This is a genomic window from Streptomyces sp. NPDC059785 (assembly GCF_042732375.1).
Classification (GTDB): domain Bacteria; phylum Actinomycetota; class Actinomycetes; order Streptomycetales; family Streptomycetaceae; genus Streptomyces.
In genome coordinates, this window is the sequence record NZ_JBHWHV010000009.1 from 63,993 (window position 1) to 85,282 (window position 21,290).

At 70.8% G+C, this 21,290-nt stretch carries 17 protein-coding genes and 1 other RNA gene; 12 read left to right on the top strand and 6 right to left on the bottom strand.

Annotated elements, in window-relative coordinates:
• The first annotated feature begins 129 nt into the window (after positions 1-129).
• Positions 130-753 carry a hypothetical protein gene (locus ACFV6E_RS09265; protein WP_385164094.1) on the top strand — a complete coding sequence of 208 codons (624 nt, stop codon included), beginning with the start codon at positions 130-132 and terminating at the stop codon, positions 751-753.
• A gap of 293 nt (positions 754-1,046) precedes the next feature.
• Here ACFV6E_RS09265 and ACFV6E_RS09270 read toward each other — a convergent pair whose 3' ends face one another.
• On the bottom strand, positions 1,047-1,238 hold the full coding sequence (locus ACFV6E_RS09270; RefSeq protein WP_385164092.1) for a hypothetical protein: 192 nt from the start codon (positions 1,236-1,238) through the stop codon (positions 1,047-1,049).
• Between the two features lie 263 nt (positions 1,239-1,501).
• Here ACFV6E_RS09270 and ftsE point away from each other — a divergent pair, with 263 nt between their 5' ends.
• The 6 genes from ftsE to dacB all read left to right on the top strand — a co-directional run bounded on the left by ftsE (position 1,502) and on the right by dacB (position 7,198).
• On the top strand, positions 1,502-2,191 hold the full coding sequence (gene ftsE, locus ACFV6E_RS09275; RefSeq protein WP_385164089.1) for a cell division ATP-binding protein FtsE: 690 nt from the start codon (positions 1,502-1,504) through the stop codon (positions 2,189-2,191).
• A 38-nt stretch (positions 2,192-2,229) separates the two neighbouring features.
• Positions 2,230-3,147, top strand: coding sequence for a permease-like cell division protein FtsX (ftsX, locus tag ACFV6E_RS09280; RefSeq protein ID WP_385164086.1), 918 nt, complete (start codon positions 2,230-2,232; stop codon positions 3,145-3,147).
• A 68-nt stretch (positions 3,148-3,215) separates the two neighbouring features.
• Complete coding sequence (locus ACFV6E_RS09285; protein WP_385164083.1) at positions 3,216-4,382, top strand: S41 family peptidase; 1,167 nt, start codon at positions 3,216-3,218, stop codon at positions 4,380-4,382.
• 30 nt (positions 4,383-4,412) lie between these two features.
• Positions 4,413-4,946 carry an SsrA-binding protein SmpB gene (gene smpB, locus ACFV6E_RS09290; RefSeq protein ID WP_385164116.1) on the top strand — a complete coding sequence of 178 codons (534 nt, stop codon included), beginning with the start codon at positions 4,413-4,415 and terminating at the stop codon, positions 4,944-4,946.
• 155 nt (positions 4,947-5,101) lie between these two features.
• Positions 5,102-5,471: a transfer-messenger RNA gene (gene ssrA / locus ACFV6E_RS09295) on the top strand.
• Between the two features lie 164 nt (positions 5,472-5,635).
• Positions 5,636-7,198 carry a D-alanyl-D-alanine carboxypeptidase/D-alanyl-D-alanine-endopeptidase gene (gene dacB, locus ACFV6E_RS09300; protein ID WP_385460321.1) on the top strand — a complete coding sequence of 521 codons (1,563 nt, stop codon included), beginning with the start codon at positions 5,636-5,638 and terminating at the stop codon, positions 7,196-7,198.
• A 50-nt stretch (positions 7,199-7,248) separates the two neighbouring features.
• On the opposite strand, the gene ACFV6E_RS09305 is transcribed toward dacB, so the two are convergent.
• The 5 genes from ACFV6E_RS09305 to ACFV6E_RS09325 are packed head-to-tail and all read right to left on the bottom strand — an operon-like array spanning position 7,249 to position 13,671.
• Positions 7,249-8,259, bottom strand: a complete 1,011-nt coding sequence (locus ACFV6E_RS09305; RefSeq protein ID WP_385164079.1) for a LacI family DNA-binding transcriptional regulator — start codon at positions 8,257-8,259, stop codon at positions 7,249-7,251.
• Positions 8,259-10,553, bottom strand: coding sequence for an alpha-xylosidase (gene yicI, locus ACFV6E_RS09310; protein WP_385460225.1), 2,295 nt, complete (start codon positions 10,551-10,553; stop codon positions 8,259-8,261). Before yicI ends, ACFV6E_RS09305 begins: the two co-directional genes overlap by 1 nt.
• Positions 10,554-10,563: 10 nt before the next feature.
• The gene (locus ACFV6E_RS09315; protein ID WP_385164073.1) at positions 10,564-11,385 is read right to left on the bottom strand and encodes a carbohydrate ABC transporter permease; all 822 of its coding nucleotides are present in this window, start codon (positions 11,383-11,385) and stop codon (positions 10,564-10,566) included.
• 22 nt (positions 11,386-11,407) lie between these two features.
• A complete protein-coding gene (locus ACFV6E_RS09320; RefSeq protein ID WP_385164070.1) occupies positions 11,408-12,382 on the bottom strand; it encodes a carbohydrate ABC transporter permease in 975 nt (324 codons plus the stop codon).
• Positions 12,379-13,671, bottom strand: a complete 1,293-nt coding sequence (locus tag ACFV6E_RS09325) for an ABC transporter substrate-binding protein (RefSeq protein ID WP_385460227.1) — start codon at positions 13,669-13,671, stop codon at positions 12,379-12,381. Before ACFV6E_RS09325 ends, ACFV6E_RS09320 begins: the two co-directional genes overlap by 4 nt.
• Positions 13,672-13,963: 292 nt before the next feature.
• Between ACFV6E_RS09325 and ACFV6E_RS09330 the strand changes: the two genes are divergently transcribed.
• The 5 genes from ACFV6E_RS09330 (at position 13,964) to ACFV6E_RS09350 (ending at position 21,288) form a co-directional block, all read left to right on the top strand.
• The gene (locus tag ACFV6E_RS09330; protein WP_385460229.1) at positions 13,964-14,749 is read left to right on the top strand and encodes a hypothetical protein; all 786 of its coding nucleotides are present in this window, start codon (positions 13,964-13,966) and stop codon (positions 14,747-14,749) included.
• A gap of 1,242 nt (positions 14,750-15,991) precedes the next feature.
• Positions 15,992-16,690, top strand: a complete 699-nt coding sequence (locus ACFV6E_RS09335; RefSeq protein WP_385460230.1) for a hypothetical protein — start codon at positions 15,992-15,994, stop codon at positions 16,688-16,690.
• Positions 16,690-18,846, top strand: coding sequence for a glycosyltransferase (locus tag ACFV6E_RS09340; protein ID WP_385164059.1), 2,157 nt, complete (start codon positions 16,690-16,692; stop codon positions 18,844-18,846). Before ACFV6E_RS09335 ends, ACFV6E_RS09340 begins: the two co-directional genes overlap by 1 nt.
• Complete coding sequence (locus ACFV6E_RS09345) at positions 18,843-20,138, top strand: acyltransferase family protein (protein WP_385164056.1); 1,296 nt, start codon at positions 18,843-18,845, stop codon at positions 20,136-20,138. Before ACFV6E_RS09340 ends, ACFV6E_RS09345 begins: the two co-directional genes overlap by 4 nt.
• A gap of 64 nt (positions 20,139-20,202) precedes the next feature.
• Entirely contained in the window at positions 20,203-21,288 is a 1,086-nt protein-coding gene (locus ACFV6E_RS09350) for a hypothetical protein (RefSeq protein ID WP_385460232.1), read from the top strand.
• The last annotated feature ends 2 nt before the right edge of the window (positions 21,289-21,290 follow it).

The following is a 21,290-nucleotide window of genomic DNA, read 5'->3' on the forward strand; positions in this document are numbered from 1 at the left end:
GGAAGGCTGACGCGCGGCATGCGTATTTCTGGGGCGCATGTGAACCGGGGGGCTCCACTCAAGCCGCCTGTGACGCCGTGGCCCCGGACGCTGCTCCATTGACGATCAGCTACTGGGGGTAGCAGCCAGATGACGAAGAAGACGCGGATCCGTGTGGCGCGGATAGCCGCCGGCGCGGTGATCGCCGCCGGTGCTTCGCTGACCGCCGCGGGTGTCGCTTCGGCGCTCGATGTCAGCGCCAACGCGGGCGGCATCGAGGTCGGTGTCACGGTCGCGGGCGAGGGCGACGACACGCCGACGCCGACTCCGACCGAGACGGGCATCCCGACCGAGGAGCCCACTGAGCAGCCGTCGACCCCGCCGGTCACCGAGGACCCGACCGACGACCCGACTGAGCCCACCGACGAGCCGACCGAGCCCACCGAGGACCCGACCGACCCGGGCAACGGCAACGGCGGTGGCGGTAACGGCGGCGGTGACAACGGCGGCAGCGACAACGGCGGCGGCAAGGACACCGACAGCGGCGGCTCCAAGCCCGTCGAGCAGAACGAGGGCACCTCGGCGCTGACCGACACCGGCTCGGACACCGGCTCCGGCACCTCGGCGCAGGGCACCAACGACGGTGAGCTCGCCGAGACCGGTGCGGCCGAGACCACGTTCCTGCTGGTCGGCGCCGCCACGATGATCGCCGGCGGCATCGGCTTCCGGATGCTGCCGCGCCTCGTGAGCGGCCGCGGCGGTGCCGCCGCCTGACGGACGGCACCCGCGCCACGCGCGTGAGAAGGGCCCGGAGCACCGCGCTCCGGGCCCTTCTTCATGTTTGTGGGGCTGTGTGCGGGGCGACGGGCCGCATGGGCCTCACGGTGCCTGTGAGCGGCGCTCGGGCCGCTCGGATCGGCTGCCGGGCCGCCCGGCGCGCGTCTCGCGGACCCTGCCTCCCGGACCCTGCCTCCCGGACCCTGGGACGTACCCGGCGCGCCTCCCAGGCCGTCGGGCCGCATCCCGTATCCGGCGCGCCTCCCGGTGCAGACCGCCCGGCGGGCCGCTCAGGCCGTCTGGTGTGCCAGCAGCGCCACGGCCGCGACGAGCACCGCGAGCAGGGCGATCAGCGCCATCGGGTTCAGGCCCGCGAAGGGGCTCTCCTGCTGGAGGCGCTCGCGGCTGGCGCGGCAGACGGGGCAGCGGCCCTCGCTCACGGGCGCCGCGCAGTTCGCGCACACCAATCGGTCGTACGTCATGCGCTGGCCCTCCTTGCGCCGTGTCTCCCCGTGTACAACGCTGCGGGGAACGCGTCCGTTCCCCTTCCACTGTGCCAGGTTCCGGGGAATTCGGCGCGGCTCCCCCTCTCCTGCCCGGTACCGGACGGGAACAGGCTCGAAGAAGACCCTCAGATCCGCGACAAAACGCGCAAGCCTCGCGCAACCCCGTACGCCGACTGCGCGCCCGCTGCCGGTTCGCGTATGGTCACGCTCACCTACCCCCGGCGACCCGTGGTGCACCCGTGATCCGATTCGACAACGTCTCCAAGGTCTATCCCAAGCAGACCCGCCCCGCTCTCAGGGATGTCTCCCTGGAGGTCGAGCGCGGCGAGTTCGTGTTCCTGGTGGGGTCCTCCGGCTCCGGAAAGTCCACCTTCCTGCGGCTGATCCTCCGCGAGGAGCGGTGCAGCCACGGTCAGGTGCACGTTCTGGGCAAAGACCTCGCGCGCATCTCCAACTGGAAGGTGCCGCAGATGCGCCGCCAGCTGGGGACCGTGTTCCAGGACTTCCGTCTCCTGCCCAACAAGACGGTCGGCGAGAACGTCGCCTTCGCGCAGGAGGTGATCGGCAAGTCGCGCGGCGAGATCCGCAAGTCCGTCCCCCAGGTCCTCGACCTCGTCGGTCTCGGCGGCAAGGAGGACCGGATGCCGGGCGAGCTCTCCGGCGGTGAGCAGCAGCGCGTCGCCATCGCGCGCGCCTTCGTCAACCGGCCGAAGCTCCTCATCGCCGACGAGCCGACCGGCAACCTCGACCCGCAGACCTCCGTCGGCATCATGAAGCTGCTCGACCGCATCAACCGGACGGGCACGACCGTCGTGATGGCGACCCACGACCAGAACATCGTGGACCAGATGCGCAAGCGCGTCATCGAGCTGGAGAAGGGCCGTCTCGTCCGCGACCAGGCACGCGGCGTCTACGGCTACCAGCACTGACGGCCCCAAGGCTCCACGGAAAGGCTTAAGCAGACGCCATGCGCGCCCAGTTCGTTCTGTCGGAGATCGGTGTCGGTCTCCGTCGCAATCTGACGATGACCTTCGCGGTCGTCGTCTCGGTCGCCCTCTCCCTCGCCCTGTTCGGCGGCTCGCTCCTGATGAGCGACCAGGTGAACACGATGAAGGGCTACTGGTACGACAAGGTCAACGTCTCGATCTTCCTCTGCAACAAGAGCGACGCGGAGTCCGACCCCAACTGCGCCAAGGGGGCGGTCACCTCCGAGCAGAAGGACCAGATCAAGACGGACCTCAACAAGATGACCGTCGTCGAGAAGGTGGAGTACGAGTCCTCGGACCAGGCGTACAAGCACTACAAGGAGCAGTTCGGCGACTCTCCGCTGGCCAGCTCACTGACTCCGGACCAGATGCAGGAGTCGTACCGCATCAAGCTGAAGGACCCGGAGAAGTACCAGGTCATCGCGACCGCCTTCGACGGGCGTGACGGCGTGCAGTCGGTGCAGGACCAGAAGGGCATCCTGGACAACCTCTTCGAGCTCCTGAACGGCATGAACTGGGCGGCCCGCGCGGTGATGGCGATGATGCTGGTCGTCGCGCTGATGCTGATCGTCAACACGGTCCGCGTCTCGGCGTTCAGCCGGCGCCGGGAGACCGGGATCATGCGCCTGGTGGGCGCCTCCGGCTTCTACATCCAGGCGCCGTTCATCATGGAGGCGGCGGTCGCCGGGCTCATCGGCGGCGGCGTGGCGTGCGGCTTCCTGCTCGTCGCCCGCTACTTCATCATCGACCACGGACTGGCCCTCTCCGAGAAGCTGAACCTGATCAACTTCATCGGCTGGGACGCCGTGTTCACCAAGCTCCCGCTGATCCTCGCGGTCAGTCTGCTGATGCCGGCGCTTGCCGCGTTCTTCGCGTTGCGCAAGTACCTCAAGGTGTGACGCATGCCAACAGGGGCCGTACCGCCAACCGGCGGTACGGCCCCATCCGTTGTCCTAGACTCACCCGCATGTCAGGCCGAGACCTGTTGTGTCAGCCCCGCCGCATCGGCCGCGGGGCCGCCCTGACATTGGTCTTCGCCGGCGTCCTCGCCGCGGGCGCCGCCACCGGCTCGCTGCCCGACCCGGAGCGCGAGACCCGGCCCGCACCCTCGCGTTCGACCTCGGCGGCCCACCACGAGGACGTCACCCGGGCCGCCGCCGAGGCCGCGGCCGACGGCAAGTCCCCCATGGAGGCGGCCGAGCGCGCCGTCAGCCGCAGCGGCGAGCGCTGGGACGCGGTCTACTCCCAGGGCGAGTACGAGGAGTTCGAGGACGCCCTCGACGGCGAGTACACCGGCGTCGGGCTGTGGGCCAGGCGCGAGCGTGACGGCCGTATCGAGGTGTCCAAGGTGCGCGCCGGCTCGCCCGCCGCGCAGGCCGGCATCCGCAAGGGCGACCGGCTGCGCACCGTGGACGGCAGCTCCGTCGACGGCCGCCCGGTGACGGAGGTCGTCTCGCTGCTGCGCGGGGACGCCGAGGGCGCCACCGCCGGTACGGAGGTCTCCGTCGGCCTGGAGCGCGGCACGCGCGCGTGGCAGGAGACGCTGCGCCGGGCCAGACTCTCGACGGACCCGGTGACCGTGCAGCGGCCGGCCGGCGGGGTCACCGTGATCAAGGTCGCCGCCTTCACCAAGGGGTCGGGCGAGCGGGTGCGCGCCGCGGTCGCCGCGGCCCCCCGGGACGCCGGCCTCGTCCTCGACCTGAGGGGCAACTCCGGCGGCCTGGTCACCGAGGCCGTCACGGCCGCCTCCGCCTTTCTCGACGGCGGCCTGGTCGCCACGTACGACGTACGGGGCAGTCAGCGCGCGCTGCACGCCGAGTCCGGCGGGGACACCGACAGACCCCTGGTCGCGCTCGTCGACGGCGGCACGATGAGCGCGGCCGAGCTTCTCACGGGCGCCCTCCAGGACCGCGGCCGCGCGGTCGTCGTGGGCTCCCGGACCTTCGGCAAGGGCTCGGTCCAGATGCCGAGCCGGCTGCCCGACGGCTCCGTCGCCGAGCTGACCGTCGGGCACTACCGCACTCCGTCGGGCCGCAGCGTCGACGGCCGGGGCATCACGCCCGACCTGGAGGCGGACGACGAGGCCGTGCAGCGGGCGGAGACGGTATTGAGTGGCCTCGGGGACCCCTCGTAGTGCGAAAATGGCCGCACTATGGCCAAGGGAATGTACGTACCAAAAGAGTCCCAGCCGAAGCAGGGCGGTCAGTCCGGCTCGGGCAAGAAGGACGGCAAGCGCAAGATCGTCGCGCAGAACAAGAAGGCGCGGCACGACTACGCGATCATCGACACCTACGAGGCCGGGATCGTGCTCACCGGCACCGAGGTGAAGTCGCTGCGTCAGGGGCGGGCCTCGCTGGCCGACGGCTTCGTCCAGATCGACGGGAACGAGGCGTGGCTGCACAACGCCCACATCCCGGAGTACGCGCAGGGGACCTGGACCAACCACTCGGTGCGCCGCAAGCGCAAGCTCCTGCTGCACCGCGAGGAGATCGACAAGCTGGAGTCGAAGTCCCAGGAGACGGGCCACACGATCGTGCCCCTCGCGCTGTACTTCAAGGACGGCCGGGCCAAGGCGGAGATCGCGCTCGCCCGCGGCAAGAAGGAGTACGACAAGCGCCAGACGCTGCGGGAACAGCAGGACCGGCGCGAGTCGGACCGCGCGATCGCGGCGGCCAAGCGGCGGCAGCGGGGCGTGTGACGGACCCGCTCGGCGGGGCCGCTCCCGGCGGGCCGGAATAGGCTGGCACCCGTGCGCGTTGGTCACGTACGATGGCACCTGCACCTCACAGCGGGTGCGGAGGCTGATCGGCGACCGGACGGTCACCGCGAAGTCGCGGTTTGAAAAATCAACATGGGGATGATCGGTTTCGACAGCGGCTGTTGAAGCAGGGGAAGCGTGTCGAGGAAGCGGCAATGATCTCGTAAACCATATGTCGCAAAAAATAATCGCCAATACCAAGCGCGATTCCTTCGCCCTCGCTGCCTAAGTAGCGACTTGCGAAGTGTCAGCCCGGGGCTGTTCCCGACCCGGATCCTGGCATCAGCTAGGGAACTAAACTTCTAGACCCGGTCGCGGGGCCTAGGAGGAAATCAAACAGTGACTGGGCCTGTCGGCGACTTGTTCGCGTGATCGCCGGGGCCGAGAAAAGCGCAGCGAACTGCACACGGAGAAGCCCTGTTTTTGCACCGTTGGACGCGGGTTCGATTCCCGCCATCTCCACTCATCCCATGTGGGCGAAGGCCCCGCTGTCCAGGCAGCGGGGCCTTCGCGCGTGCCGGGCCCGTACCCGCGGATGCCTCGCGTCCCGAAAGCGCTCTGTCGGGCGGCCCGATCTTCCGGGATGCTGCTGAGGCATGAAGGCACCCGTGAGACGCGTGACTCACCGTATGCGCCACTGGACCTGGGCGGCCGCCCTGGGACTTGCGGCGGCCACCCTCAGCTGGAGCGCCCCCGCCGGGGCCGACGCCGACCGCACCGGTCTGCCCGAGGCCATCGACACCGTGCTCGGCGACGCGCGGATGGCGGGCGGGGCCGCGAGCGTCGTCGTCGCCGACGCCGACAGCGGCGATGTGCTGTACGCGCACCAGCCCGACCTGCGCCTGATGCCCGCCTCCAACACCAAGCTGGCCACCTCCGCCGCCGCGATGGAGATCCTCGGCCCCGGCCACCGCTTCACCACCGACGTCCTCGCCGACGGGCGGCGGCACGGCTCCGTCCTGGACGGCGACCTGTATCTGCGCGGAACCGGTGATCCGACGCTGCTGGCCGCCGACTTCGACCGGCTCGCCGCCGGGGTCGCCGCGAGCGGGGTGAAGAAGGTCAGCGGCCGGCTGGTCGCCGACGACACCCGGTTCGACAGCGTCCGGCTCGGCCGGTCCTGGGCCGCCGACGACGAGTCCTCGTACTACGAGGCACAGATCAGCGCGCTCAGCGTGGCCCCGGACACCGACTACGACACCGGCACCGTCATCGTCCAGGTCGCGCCGGGCGCCCGCGCCGGGGACGAACCGGTCGTGACCGTCACGCCGAGGACCGGCTATGTGAAGCTCGACGTGCGCGCCACCACCGTGGCGGCCGGCGGCGCGAACGCCCTCACCGTCGAACGGCGGCACGGCACCAACACGATCGACATCACCGGCACCGTGCCCGTCGGGGGCTCCGGCGCCAAGGAGTGGGTGACCGTCTGGGAGCCCACCGGGTACGCCGCCGCCGTCTTCCGCGACGCCCTCGCCGCGCACGGTGTGCAGGTCACAGGGGCGACCCGGCTCGGCCGTGCCGTCCCGGCCGGTGCCCGCCCGCTCGCCGCCCACGACTCCATGACCCTCAGCGACCTGCTCGTCCCGTTCATGAAGCTGTCGAACAACATGCACGCCGAGGTGCTGACCAAGGCCATGGGGTACGAGACGGCGGGCAAGGGCACCTGGGACGCCGGGCTCGCCGCGATCGCCGGCTACCTCAAGGGCGTCGGCGTCGAGACGGACACCATCCGCCAGGTCGACGGCTCCGGGCTCTCCCGGATGGACAACTTCCCCGCCGGACAGCTCGCCGATCTGCTGCTCGCGGTGCGCGCGGAGCCCTGGTACGCGGACTGGTACCGGTCGCTGCCGGTCGCCTGCGACCCCGACCGCTTCGTGGGCGGGACCCTGCGCAGCCGGATGTGCGGCACGCCCGCGGCGCTCAACGCCCGCGGCAAGACCGGCTCGTTGACCGGCGCGTCCGCGCTCTCCGGGTACGTCACGGACGCGGGCGGCCGCGAACTCGTCTACAGCGTCGTGCTGAACAATTTCCTGGTCGACTCGGTGAAGCCACTGGAGGACGCCATCGTGGTGACCCTCGCGGGGTCGGACGCCGGGGGGACGGAAACGGCCACTCCGAGGAAGGCCGCGGTGGTCACGAGGGACGAGGGCTCCGGGCTCGAGTGCTCGTGGCGCAAGCCCGTCCAGTGCTGAGGGCTTCGGCAGGGTGATGCGGTGCCGCGGGTGTCCGCGGCACCGCTTGCTCACGGCGCCGCCCGCCGCGTCGTACTCGCCCGCCGCGTCAGCCGGGGTGCCAGCAGTGTCGCCTCCGGTACGGCGGCGCCGCCGAGCTTCTTCATCAGCAGGTCCACGGCGCCCGCGCCCACCTCGGCCGACGGGATGGCGACGGAGGTGACCGGCACCCGTACGCCGTCCGCCAGTCCCTCCGGGCAGATCGCGGTCACGGAGAGGTCGCCCGGCACCCGCAGGCCGAGCGACTCGAACGCGTCGACCAGCGGCTCCAGGATCGGTTCGTTGTGCACCACGACGCCGGTGAGGGCGGGCCGCTCCCTCAGTAACTGCTCGGCGACCACCCGCGCCGCGGCGGGCGTCGCCTCGCACGGGTGCACCGAGGAGGACAGACCGTGCCGGGCGGACGCGGCGGTGAACCCGCGGACGACGCGCTGCGCGAAGCCGGTCTCCCGCACGTACACCTCGGGCGGTGAGCCGACCAGCGCGACGACCCGGTGGCCCAGCGCCGCCAGATGCTCCACGCACACCTCGCCCGCCGCCTCGAAGTCCAGGTCGATGCAGGTCAGCCCCTCGGCGGCGGCCGGGAAGCCGATGAGCACCGAGGGCCGGTCCAGGGCCCGCAGCAGCGGCAGCCGGGCGTCGTGGAGCTGGACGTCCATCACGATCAGGGCGTCCACGAGCGCGGTGTCCGCGACCCGCCTGAGCCCCTCCTCGCCCTCCTCCTGCGTCAGCAGCAGTACGTCGTGGTCGTGCCGGCGCGCCGCCGTCACCACCGACACCGCGAACTGCATCACCACCGGTACGTGGATGCCGGTGCGCAGCGGCACCACCAGGGCCAGGACGTTGGACCGGCTGCTGGCGAGCGCCCTGGCCCCGGCGTGCGGCCGGTAGCCGAGCTGGCGGATGCTCTCCTCGATGCGCTGCCGGGTCTCCTCGGAGATCGGGCGCTTGCCGCTCAGCGCGTACGAGACGGTGCTCGGGGAGACCCCGGCGTGCCGCGCCACATCGGTGATCTTGACCATCAGGCGGACTCCGGTCCGGGGGCGGGGGAGCCGGGGCCGGGTGCTCCGAGGTCCAGGGACAGGAACCCCGTGCCCGCTCTGGCCCGTACCTCCCTGCCGCCCGCCGCCAGACCCCACGGCGCCGCCGGGTCGCCGCACGAGGCGCGCAGCGTGTCGCCCTCCCGGACGACCGTGAACGTCACGTCTCCCGCCTGGACCGTGACCTGCGCGCCGCGCTCCAGGCCGTACGCGCGCAGGGTGACCCCGTCGGCGTACGCGTAGTCCGGCCGGTCGTCGACCGCACCCACCGGGATCACCGCACCCGGTCTGACCAGCAGCGGGACACTCAGGAAGCCGTGCCGTTCGCGCACCCAGCGCGGTCCGGTGACGGTGCGCCCGCTGAGGAAGTGCGTCCACGTCCCCTCGGGCACGTAGTAGGCGACCTCGCCCTCGTCGCTGAAGACCGGGGCCACCAGCAGATCGGGCCCGAGCATGTACTGCCGCTCCAGATGCGCGCATCCGGGGTCGTCCGGGAACTCCAGCGTCATCGCCCGCATCATCGGCACCCCCTCAGTGTGGGCGGCACGGGCGGCCTCGTACAGGTAGGGCATGAGCCGCAGTTTGAGGTTGGTGAACAGCCGCAGCACGTCCACCGCCTCGTCGTCGAAGAGCCATGGCACGCGGTACGAGGACGAGCCGTGCAGCCTGCTGTGCGAGGACAGCAGGCCGAAGGCGATCCACCGCTTGAACAGCGCGGGCGAGGGCGTGCCCTCGAAGCCGCCGATGTCGTGGCTCCAGAAGCCGAAGCCCGACATCCCGAGGCTCAGCCCGCCGCGCAGCGACTCGGCCATCGACTCGTACGTGGCCTCGCAGTCGCCGCCCCAGTGCACCGGGAACTTCTGGCTGCCGGTGGTCGCGGACCGGGCGAAGACGACGGCCTCGCCCTCGCCGCGGTGTTTGCGCAGCACGTCGAAGACGGTCCGGTTGTAGAGGTACGCGTAGTAATTGTGCATGCGTTCCGGGTCGGAGCCGTCCGCGTACGCGACGTCCACCGGGACGCGTTCGCCGAAGTCCGTCTTGAAACAGTCGACGCCCTGGGCGAGCAGCGCCTCCAGTTTCCCGGCGTACCACTCGCGGGCGGCCTGGCTGGTGAAGTCGACCAGCGCCATGCCCGGCTGCCACAGGTCCCACTGCCACACGCTGCCGTCGGGCCGCCGCAGCAGGTGCCCGAGTGCCTTGCCCTCGGCGAACAGGGGCGAGCGCTGGGCGATGTACGGGTTGATCCATACGCTGATCCGCAGGCCCTTCTCCTTCAGCCGGGCCAGCATCCCGGCAGGGTCGGGGAAGACCCGCGGGTCCCACTCGAAGTCGCACCAGTTGAACTCGCGCATCCAGAAACAGTCGAAGTGGAAGACGCTGAGCGGCAGTTCGCGTGTCCGCATGCCGTCGATGAAGGACGTGACGGTGGCCTCGTCGTAGGAAGTCGTGAACGACGTCGACAGCCACAGTCCGAACGACCAGGCCGGCGGCAGCGCCGGGCGGCCGGTCAGCGCGGTGAACTTGCGCAGGATCTCCTTGGGGGTGGGCCCGTGGATGACGTAGTACGTGAGCTGCTGGGTCTCCGCGCTGAACTGGACTCGGGACACGGCTTCCGAGCCGACCTCGAAGGACACCCGCCCTGGATGGTCGACGAAGACGCCGTAGCCCGCGTCGGTGAGGTAGAACGGCACGTTCTTGTACGCCTGCTCGGTGGCCGTGCCGCCGTCGGCGTTCCACATGTCCACGGACTGGCCGTTCTTCACCAGCGGCCCGAAGCGCTCGCCGAGCCCGAAGACGTGCGTACCGACGCCGAGGCCGAGCTGTTCGCGCAGGTAGTGGGCGCCGGACGCGTCCCGCATGATGCCCATGCCCTTGGGGCCGCTGGTCGTGAGCGTCCGGCCGTGCGCGAGGAAGTCCAGGCGCCAGGGGCCCGTACGGGCCACGCGCAGGGAGAGGTCGCCCGAGGTGAGGACCGCGTGGTCCTCGTCGTAGGAGGACTGGGCCGCTCCTTCGGCTTCGTCGCTCACCTCGAACTCCGGCCGCTGCGGTTCGCCGCCCTCGAAGTGCGTGAACGTCACGCCGATGACGTCGGGCAGCGGGGCGTGCGCGCTGATCGTCACGACCGGTCCCTTCAGCAGGTCGCCGCGGTGGCGGATGGGCTGGGTCGGCGCGTGGATCTGGAGGGTGCCGGGGCCCGAGGTCACGTCCAGGGCCTCGACCGGGTGGGCGGCGGTGACGCCCTCGCGCAGCAGCCAGTACCCGTCGGTGAACTTCAATCCACACCCCTTACTTGACGGCGCCCACGGCGATGCCGCGGGTGAGGGTCCGCTGGAAGACCAGGAAGAAGACGATGGCCGGGAGCACGCCGAGCAGGGCTGCCGCGTTGGTCATCGTGGCGTCCATCAGCTTCTGCCCCTGGAGCACGCCGAGCGCCACCGACACCGTCTGGTTGTCGTTGGAGATCAGCATCACCAGCGGCAGCAGGAACTCGTTCCAGGTCCAGATGAAGAAGAAGACGAGCAGCACCCCGAGGGTGGGCCGGCTGACCGGGACCACGATCCGCCACAGCACCTGCCACCGGCTCGCCCCGTCGATCCGGGCCGCTTCGATGATTTCGCGCGGGAAGCTCCCGAGGACGGCGGAGAGCAGGTACGTGCCGAACGCGGTCTGGATGACGGTGAAGACGATGATCACGCTCAGCCGGGTGTCGTAGATCCCGAGCTCCTTGCACAGGTAGTACACCGGGTAGACCAGCGCCTCCTGCGGCAGCGTGTTGGCCAGCACGAAGAACGCCAGGACCCAGGCGCGGCCCTTGATGCGGCCGATGCCGATGGCGTACGCGTTGAGGATGGAGAGGACGACGGCTCCGAGGGCCACGGATCCGCTGATCAGGACCGAGTTCAGCAGCTTCTGTCCGTAGTCGACCCGGGTCCAGAAGTCTTTGAGACCGTCCAGGTAGACGCCGTCGGGGAGGCTCAGCGGGCCGTTCGCCGCGTACTCGGCGGGGGACTTCACCGCGTTGACCGCCACCACCGCGAACGGGAGCACCATGAAGAGGGCGCCGAGGACGAGGGCGGCGAGTACGGGGTAACGGCGGACGGCTGTCATCGGACCTGTCCTTTCGGGGTCGTCATCCGGCGGTTCCTTCCGCGTTGTTCTCGGCGCGGGTCTGGAAGACGAGGCCCACCACCGCGAGCGCCAGGATCAGTACCGTCAGCACGGTCGAGATCGCGGCGCCGTAGCCGACCTGCGTCTTCTCGAAGAACGTGGCGAACGAGAAGTACGACGGCACGTTCGTGGCGCCGCCGGGGCCGCCCTTGGTGAGCACGTAGACCGCGCCGAACACCTTGAGCGCGGCGATCGTGCACCACAGCAGCACGACGTGGATCTCCGGGCGGATCTGCGGCAGCGTGACGTGCCAGAACCGGCGCCACCAGCCCGCCCCGTCCAGCTCCGCCGCCTCGTGCAGCTGCGGGTCGACGCGTTGCAGGCCCGCCATGAACACCACCAGCGGGAAGCCGAGCTGCACCCACACCATCACGCCCATCACGCTGTAGAGCGCGAGGTCCGGGTCGCCCAGCCAGTCCTGCTGCCACGAGTCGAGGCCGACGGCGGCGAGCAGTTCGTTGAGGGAGCCGTTGTCGGGCGCCAGGATCCAGCTCCAGACGATGCCCGCCACGGCGATGGGCAGGACCTGCGGGAGGTAGTAGCAGGCGCGCAGGACGGCCACCGTCCGTGAGCCGAAGTGCTTGCCGACGTAGTCGAAGAGGGCCGCGGCCAGGACCAGACCGATCGCGGTCGGCAGCAGTGCCATCGCGACGACCATGAAGAGGCTGTGGCGGAACGAGGCCCAGAACTCCGAGTCGTGCAGCAGCTCGCGGTAGTTGGCCAGGCCGGTCCATTCCGGTGAGCCGACGCCCTGCCATTCCGTGAAGCTCGTGCCGGTGTTCATCAGGAACGGCACGACCACGACCGCGGTGAAGGCGAGCGCGCCCGGGAGCAGGTAGAGCGCGTACGAGTCGCGGGTGCGGCGCGGGCGGCGCGGGCGGGACGCTCCGGGGTGCCGGTGCGTGGTCCGCCCGCGCTTTTCGACGGTGACCGTCATGCGTCCGGTACGCCCTTGTCGTACGCCTCCTGCAACGCGTCCAGGTAGGCGTCCGGCTTCTCGCTGCCGGTGATCAGCTTCTGTGTCTCGGAGACGAGGACGTCGTAGAAGCCGGCCACCGGCCAGTCCGGGTAGAAGGCGAGGCCGTCGTTGTCCGAGAGCGTGTTGAAGTCGCCGATCAGCTCCTTGGCCTGGGGGTCCGTGATGGCGGCGGTGTCGGCCGCCACCGGGACGCCGCCCTTGTTGCCCAGGATGTTCTGGATCTTCTTCGACATGGTGATGTCTATGAAGTCGTAGGCGAGGTCCTTGTTCTTGGCACCCTTGGGGACCACCCAGAGGTTGCCGCCGCTGCCGAGGGTGAGGTTCGAGTCCGGCCACGTGAACGAACCCCAGTCGAACTTGTTCTCCGACTTGAAGCGGCCGTACCACCAACTGCCCGAGAAGAAGAGCGGGCTCTTGCCCTGGATGAAGGACAGGCCCGCGTCCTCCGCCTTCTTGCCGGTCGAGTCCTTGCCGAAGTAGCCCTTCTTCACCCAGTCCGCGAAGGTCTCGGCGGCGTAGGTCCAGGCCGCGTCGTGGAAGTCCGTCCTGCCCTTGTACAGCTCGTAGCTGTTCACCCAGGCGCGGTCCGCCTTGGAGAGCGCCAGTTGGTAGAGGTACTGCTGCGCCGGGTACTCAGCGCCGCCGGTGGCGAGCGGGGTGACGCCCTTGTCCACGAACGTGTCCAGGGCGGCGGTCAGTTCGGCGAAGGTCGCGGGCTCCTTGACGCCGTACTTCGCGAACAGGTCCTTGTTGTAATAGATCATCGTGTACTCGGCGTAGTTCGGGATGCCGTACCAGTTGCCCGAGCCCATGACGCCGTCGGTGGAGTACTGGCTGGTCGTCCGCACGCCCGGCTTGAGCTTCTTGTCCCAGCCGCGCTCGGTGACCTCGGCGGAGAGGTCGGTCAGCAGGCCCTGCTTGGACAGGGCCCCCGCCGTCGCGTTGCCCTTGTTGTACTCCATCAGGTCCGGGGCGTCACCGGAGTTGAGGACCATCGGGGCGGTCTTCTGGATCTGTTCGAAGCCCTTCTCCTCGAACTTCACCTTGACGCCCGGGTGCGTCTTCTCGAACTCCTCGATCGCCGCGTTCCAGGCGGCGCCCATCGCGCTGTCCTGGGTCTCGTAGTGCCACAGTCTCAGTGTCTTGCCGTCGGAGCCGCCGCTGTCCGAACTGCCGCAGGAGGCCAGTAACAGCGCTCCCGCCAGGGACGCCGCGGCCGTCGCCACCACTCGCCTTCGTGCCAACATCCAGTGCCTCCAGGGGCGTCGGAGGAGGGTCGTCGAATCGGTTCGATGCTTGATGTCGAAGCGCTTCGACGGGGGAAGGTATGTGGGGGCTCCGGGTGCGTCAATGGGGTGCGGCGATATTGGTTCCGGGGAGCGGGGGCGCGTATGTCCGGGGGGCGGGGGTGCGTCGCGCTGTCACGGTCGGGTATCGAGTGGCGAAATTGGTGATCATCTGTGGAGCCGCTGTGGGTAAAGTGGTGGCAAAGCTCCCCGGATCGGCCGTGGTTGAGCAGAAGCAGAGAGAATCACTGAGTTGAGATCCACCGCTGTTCGCCGTGCCGCCCTCGCCGCCTCCGCCGCGACCCTCGTGCTCCTCGCCACCGCCTGCGGTGGGTCCTCGGACGACGGGGACAAGGGTGGTGACAAGGGGGCGGCCGGCGCGACCGCGTCCGCCGAGCCCGCCGCCGCGGAGGCGCTGAGCGCCGCCGAGCTGGAGAAGGCCGCGCTCACCGAGAAGGACGTCGACAACGGCAGGGTCGACAAGATCACCGGGGCGGACGACATCAAGAAGGGCCAGGTCAAGGCGGAGGACGCGGCCTGCACGCCGCTCGCTCTCGTCCAGACCAGCGCCGCCCAGGGGGACCCGGCGGCCACGGTCAAGCGGATGTGGACGGAGGAGGGCAAGAAGGCGTCCGAGTCCGACGCCATGTCCGAGGAGGCGATGCTGGAGTCCCTCGACCTGGACAAGGTCTTCGTGACCCTCGCGTCCTACGAGGACGGCGGCGCCGAGACGGTTCTCGAGGACACCCGCACGGCCGTGGAGAAGTGCGCGGGCGGCTTCACCTTCACTGCCGCCGGCGAGAAGGCCGAGACCCTGAAGGTGGTCTCGACCAAGGCACCCGAGGGTGCCGACGAGGCGGTCGCGATGACCCTGACGATCAAGGGCGACGGCAGCGACACGTGGCTGATGAAGGCCGTCGTGGCCCGCAAGGGAGCGACCGTCGCGTCCTTCAGCGTGCTCAACCTCGCCGCCGCGGCCTCGGGCAAGGACTTCGAGTTCCCGACGCACATCGTGGACACCCAGCTCGGCAAGCTCTGAGCCCCGGCGGGTCGGCCCCGGCTGTCCTGGCCGGGGCCTGCGGTGCGGTACTATTTTCTTGAGCGAGTCGCCGAACAGGCGGCGGAACTCGATGCGTTGGTGGTCCAAGGAAAGACGTCCCGCTTCCTGCGGGGAGATGCAGGTGCAAGGCCTGCCCGGCGCTCCATATTGACCCCGGTCCTGGTTACAGGGCCGGGGTTTTCTGTTGTGCGGGCCGGGGTGGGGCGGTGGGGGCGGCGTGCGCGGCGGGTTCGGCGGGTGCGGCGTGCGCGGCGGGTGCGGCGTGCGCGCCCTGGCGAGTCGTGGGTCGGGGCCGCGCCGGTACATCCGCCCGTCGCTTGCGCGGTCGCCTGACCTTCCTGCTGGGCTCCCGTTCCGGTACGACCACGCAATCGACGGGCATTTGATGTACCGGCACGTCCCCTTCCGTGCGTCGGCGGCTGCGGGTCGTGGTGGATTTTCCGGCCATGTCTGGCGTCGCGCCGCGGCCCCTCGTCCATCCCGTCCCGCTTTCACCGGTCTCGCTGGTCCGGTGAAAAGGACTGGTGTGCCCGGGGCTCGACGCCCTTCGCCGGGTCGCGGTCTTCCTTGCCGTCGCCGGAGGGTGGTCGCGGCGGCCCGCCGATGGATGGATTCCGGCCACGGGCGAACTCGTGATGTCGGGGCGCGAATTTGCATAAAGAGACGCGTGTCACCGGTGTGCGCTACATTCTTGGCCCGGGCGCAGTGTGACAAATGGGGGGCGCTCGGACCGGGTGGGGGCTCGGTCCGGCCTGACATGTACCGACAAGTACGACGTGCCCGGTAGTCGTCACGCGCCTCTGACCAGTCCCTGGGGGGATGCGCGTGCACACGAATAAGTGGCGGAAAGACGCCCAACTCGATCAACGGAAAACCGCTCGGGGTGCAGAAGCGGGCGGCGGTGGTCACGGAGGCGTTCGAACCGGTCGAGGGCGGCCCGCGGAGGGCGGCGGGGCCGCGGTGCCCGATCCGGTGGTCTGGCCCGACGCCGCCCATACCGGCTCCTGGGCCGAGGTCGGCCCACCGGCCACGGTCGAGGGCGGGCCCACGGCCATGCTTGAGGGTGGGCCCACGGCCATGCTTGAGGGTGGGCCCACGGCCATGCTCGAAGGCGGGTCCACGGCCATGCTCGAAGGCGGGTCTCCGGCTCCGCCTTCCGCGAAGAGTGGGACGGCGCCGCCCTCTTACGGGGGTGAGGCGGGCGTCCCGGAGCCGTTCGAGGTGCCGATCACCCACGATCCGCATGAAGTGACGGTCCAGCTCGACGGCACCGGGCGGCGCATGATGGACCGGCTCGTCCAGTTGTCGGGTACCGGTGCCGGGGGGTCGGTCAGGCCGGTCTTCGTGGACGAGTCGGGGCGCCGCAGCCGTACCGTCCGGCGGCTGGGGGCCATGGTCGGGCTCGCCTGCGCCGTGTACGCCGTCCTCATCGGCGTCACGGTCGTCTCCGGGAACTCCAACGCGCCCTGGCTGCCGGTGCCGGGCCAGCACGTGGACAACCCGGCGGGGAAGGTCGACACGTCGCCGGTGCCCGTGGAGCCGGCGGGGCCGTCGGCCACCGGCGGTCCGTCGGCGGGGGAGACGAGCGGGGTTCCCGACGGCGGCGGTACGAGCCGGTTACCGGCGGCCGGCACCTCGCCGGTCTTCTCGGGCAGTGCCTCGGCTCCGGGGGCGTCGTCCGTTCCCGGTGCCACTGGGGGTGGCGCGTCGGTGAGGCCGACCACCAGTCCCCAGGTTCCGGACCCCGCCACCTCGGGTCCCGCCTCCGAACCGCCGGTCAGCAGTCCCTCGCCCGACGCCCCGGCGACGGACCCGCCGCAGTCACCGGCCGCGGGCGGGGACGGGTCCGACGTGGCCGGGGACGCGCCCTCGCCTGCCGCTACGACCGGCGACTCGTCGCAGACGGGAACCGTTCTCTGATGGGCTCCCCCGCCCGTCGTCGCCGGCTGCCCATGCGGCTGCTGCTGCCCATGCTCGTGCTCGTCGCGCTGATCGTGATGCTGATGCTGCGCGGCTTCGTGCACAGCGAGATCCTCGCCGACCACCGGGTCAGGCCCGAGGCGGCCACCGACCGGGTGCCGGAGAGGATCCTCGCGGGCGGGCCGGTCATCGACGCCCGCGGGGGAGGGACCGCCAGCCTGCGCGTTCCCGGCCACCGGCTCGTCCTCACCTTCGACGACGGTCCCGATCCGACGTGGACCCCCAAGGTCTTGGACGTCCTGCGCGAACATCACGCGCACGCCGTCTTCTTCGTCACCGGCACCATGGCCTCACGCTACCCGGGCCTCGTACGCCGCATGGTGGACGAAGGGCACGAGGTGGGGCTGCACACCTTCAACCACCCCGATCTGTCGTACCAGTCGAAGCGGCGCATCGACTGGGAGCTGTCGCAGAGCCAGCTCGCGCTCGCGGGCGCGGCCGGGATCCGTACGTCCCTGTTCCGGCCGCCGTACTCGTCGTTCGCCGACGCGATGGACAACAAGTCCTGGCCCGTGACCCAGTACGTCGGCAGTCGCGGCTACATCACGGTCGTCAACGACCTCGACAGCGAGGACTGGCGCAGGCCCGGCGTCGCGGAGATCGTCCGGCGCGCCACCCCGCGGGGCGGCGCGGGCGCCGTCGTCCTGATGCACGACTCGGGCGGCGACCGGCACCAGACCGTCCGGGCGCTGGACACGCTGCTGCCCCGGCTCCAGGCCGAGGGGTACCGGTTCGCCAACCTCACCGAGGCGCTGGACGCCCGCAGCGCGCACACCCCGGTCACCGGCGCCGACCGCTGGAAGGGCAGGGCCTGGGTGCTCGCCGTGCAGGCGTCCGAGAAGACCACCGGCGTGCTGGTGGTGGGCCTTGCCGTCGTCGGTGTCCTGGTCGTCGTGCGCTTCGGGATGATGCTGGTGCTGTCGGCCGTGCACGCGCGCCGGGTGCGCCGCAAGGGGTTCCGCTGGGGTCCGGAGCCGGTCACCGAACCGGTGTCGGTGCTCGTCCCCGCGTACAACGAGGCCAAGTGCATCGAGAACACCGTGCGTTCGCTGGTGCGCGGCGAGCATCCGGTCGAGGTCGTGGTCGTCGACGACGGTTCGACGGACGGCACGGCCCGGATCGTCGAGAAGCTGCGGCTGCCGGACGTCCGCGTCGTGCGGCAGCTCAACGCGGGCAAGCCCGCCGCGCTCAACCGCGCGCTGGCCAACGCCCGGTACGACCTCGTCGTGATGATGGACGGCGACACCGTCTTCGAGCAGGACACCGTGCGGCAGCTCGTGCAGCCGTTCGCCGACCCCCGCGTCGGCGCCGTCGCGGGCAACGCCAAGGTCGGCAACCGCGACTCGCTGATCGGCGCCTGGCAGCACATCGAGTACGTGATGGGCTTCAACCTCGACCGCCGGATGTACGACGTACTGCGCTGCATGCCGACCATCCCCGGCGCGATCGGCGCGTTCCGCCGCTCCGCCCTCGAACGGGTCGGCGGCCTGAGCGACGACACGCTCGCCGAGGACACCGACATCACCATGGCCCTGCACCGGGACGGCTGGCGGGTCGTCTACGCGGAGAAGGCGCGGGCCTGGACCGAGGCCCCGGGCTCGGTCCAGCAGCTCTGGTCCCAGCGCTACCGCTGGTCGTACGGCACCATGCAGGCGATCTGGAAGCACCGGCGGGCGCTGGTCGAGCGGGGCCCCTCGGGCCGGTTCGGGCGGGTGGGGCTGCCGCTGGTGGCGCTGTTCATGGTGGTGGCGCCGCTGCTCGCCCCGCTGATCGACGTCTTCCTGCTGTACGGGGTGGTGTTCGGGCCGACCGGGAAGACGGTCCTGGCCTGGCTGGCCATGGCGGCCGTCCAAGGTGTCTGCGCCGCCTACGCGTTCGGCCTCGACCGCGAGAAGGCGGGGCCTCTCGTCGCGCTCCCGATCCAGCAGCTCCTGTACCGCCAGCTCATGTACGTCGTCCTGCTCCAGTCCTGGATCACCGCGATCACCGGGGGCCGGCTGCGCTGGCAGAAGCTCAGACGGACCGGTGACGTACGCCTTCCCGGCGCCGCACCCGGCGGCCGTGACCACACGAGGGACCGGAGGCCCGTGGCATGAGTACGACACCACAGGACGCCGTCTGGCCAGGCACCGGCGGCGGTGAGCCCGGGTCGCTGCCGGGTGCCGGACGTGAGGCGCCGCTTCCGGTCTCGACCGCGCCGCCTCCGGGATTCGCGGGGCCGGGCGCCGGAGACGCGGTCACGGTCACGGCCACCGAGCAGGCCTCGCCCGCTGGGCGCGACCGGTACTTCGATCTCCTCCGCGCCCTCGCGCTCTTCCGGGTCGTGCTCTACCACCTGATGGGCTGGGCCTGGCTGCCGCTCGTCTTCCCCTCCATGGGCGTGATGTTCGCGCTGGCCGGCAGCCTGATGGCCCGCTCGCTCAAGCGGCCGGCCGCGCAGGTGATCAGGGGCCGGCTGCGGCGGCTGCTGCCGCCGCTGTGGCTGCTGGGCGCGGTCGGTGTCACCGGCATGGTGCTCCAGGGGTGGGGGCCCGACTCCGAGGGGCACCCCGGCTGGTGGTGGCTGCACCTGGGCTTCTGGATCCTGCCGCTCAGCGAACCGCCGTACCCCGAGGGGCTGCCCGGCGTCCACGGGTTCCTCCTGGAGGACTGGGGGACGGAGCTGGCGGGACCGCTGTGGTACCTGCGGGCGTACATCTGGTTCGTGCTGCTGTCGCCGTTCCTGCTGCGGGCGCTGCGCGCGCTGCCCCTGGCGACGGTCCTGTCGCCGATCGCCCTGTGCCTGGCGCTGGAGCTGGGGTACGTGACGGTGCCCAGCGCGCGGATCGACTCCGCCCTGCTGGACTTCGCCACCTACGGCGCGTGCTGGATCCTCGGCATGGCCCACCAGCAGGGCATCCTCCAGCGCGTCCCGCGCTACGTCGTCCCCTCGGTGGCCCCTGCCGTCGCCGCCCTCGGCCTCTGGTGGGCCGTGCGGCACGATCTCTCCCCGGGGCACGACCTGGACGACATGCCCCTGGGGCAGGCGCTGTGGTCCTTCGCGGCGGTGCTGTTGCTGCTCCACGTCAGCCCCTCCTGGCGGGAGTGGCCCCGGCTGCTGCGCCGCTGGGGCGGACTGATCACGCTGCTCAACTCCCGTGCGGTGACGGTCTATCTCTGGCACAACGTGTGCATCGTCTTCGCGGCGGCGATGTGGGACCGGCTCTGGGGCGTCGAGGCGCTCGAAGTCCATGTCCCGTGGCTGCTGGAGAGTTCCTGGCCGGTGCTCGCCGCCGTCTGGCTGCTGGTCGGCGCCTGCGTCCTCTGCTTCGGCTGGGTCGAGGACCTGGCGGCGAAGCGCCGGCCCCGTCTGTGGCCGGACGGCCGGTGTCGGAGGCACACGGCATGATGTCGTGCGCGACACCGACGCGCCTGGGGGGTCCAGGAGCGTGCACAGGGGAGGGAGCTCGGCCGTGGGCACGGGCAGAGACCAGGGGTCCGTTTCGGACGAGGAGTGGGAGCGTTTCCTGCGGGACGCCGAGGCCGGAGCGGGGGACGCGCCGAAGGAACCCTCCGCACGGGCCCGGATGGTGACCAGACGGCTGCGCGAGGAGACCGGTCCGCCGGCGCCGTGGCGGAGCCACCAGCCGCCCCGGCGGCGCGGCCGCAAGGCCTGGTACGCGGTCGGTGTGCTGGCCGCGGCGGCCCTGCTGGTGGTGGCGCTGGCCCCGCAGCGGGTGGCCGGGTGGGTCGGTCTCGGGGACGGCGAGGACGGCGGGGACACGTCGTCCGCCGCGCGGTCGTCGGGCGGGGCGGGCCAACTGCCCACGCTGGACGAGCCGTTCCGGGGGTCGCCCGCGGTCGCCTGGGGGAACGGGACGGCCGGGATCAGCATGCCGTCGGCGCGGGCGACCGGCTGGATGGACGAGAAGGAGGTCGCGCAGGCGCTCGACCGCACCCGTGACTTCCTCTTCGACTCCAGTCTCGACCCCGGTGTGCTGCGCGGGGAGCGCCCGAAGGCGGCCATCGCGCTGATCAACCCGCACCAGGAGGACGTCCAGGACTATCTCACGACCGCGTTCAGCGCCCCGAGCGAGGAGAACGACCCGCTGATGCTGTTCAGCCGGTTCCGGAAGGACGAGGTCCGGCCGGCCGGGGACGTGATCAAGACGCAGGGGCGGGTCACGTACGAGGAGGGTGAGCGCGGCGCGGTCGAGGTGACCACCGACGTCACGTACGTCTACCCGCTCGTGCGGGCCGAGCAGGGCAGCGACGAGGTGGCGCGCACCATCGTCCGCCGTGAGGTGGTGCTGAGCTGGGACGACCCCAAGAAGGTGATCACCGATCCGGGCACGTTCTCCCTCGTCTCCTACAGGATGCACAGCGCCAACGGCGGCTGCGACACCTTCACCGGCTACCTCACCCCCGAGTTCGGCGCCGATCTCGCGACCACAGGGCCGGGAGCCGGCCCCGAGGTCGACCCCTACGACCGCGACACGTCGATGACGGAACGGACGCGGGACACCGACGAGGCCTGCGGCAGGGCGAGCCGCACCTGATC